The 256-nt window shown below is 44.5% G+C and carries 1 pseudogene; it reads left to right on the top strand.

Going from position 1 to position 256, the window contains the following annotated elements:
- Positions 1–256: pseudogene (locus tag NF418_RS10455) on the top strand (hypothetical protein); the annotation flags it as partial.

Below are 256 nucleotides of genomic sequence, written 5' to 3'. Positions count from 1 at the left end.
CATCACAGATTGGAAAGATGACGAAGAAACACGTGAGATTACGATCCCAGTCACTGTCACAACAGACGGTGTTGAGAAAGTTGTCGAAGTTCCAGTTACTATCCAACGTGATACAGATGGCGATGGTCAACCAGATGTGACAGACACAGATGATGATAACGACGGTATTCCAGACGACGTTGAGAAACAAAATGGTACAGATCCTAAGACACCAAATACGGATACAACCGTAACTCCAGCAACGGTAGTTGAAGGT

The organism is Streptococcus suis (assembly GCF_024509555.1).
Classification (GTDB): domain Bacteria; phylum Bacillota; class Bacilli; order Lactobacillales; family Streptococcaceae; genus Streptococcus; species Streptococcus suis_AD.
The sequence above is the reverse complement of the archived record's forward strand: the minus strand, read 5'-3'. Positions and strand labels throughout refer to the sequence as shown.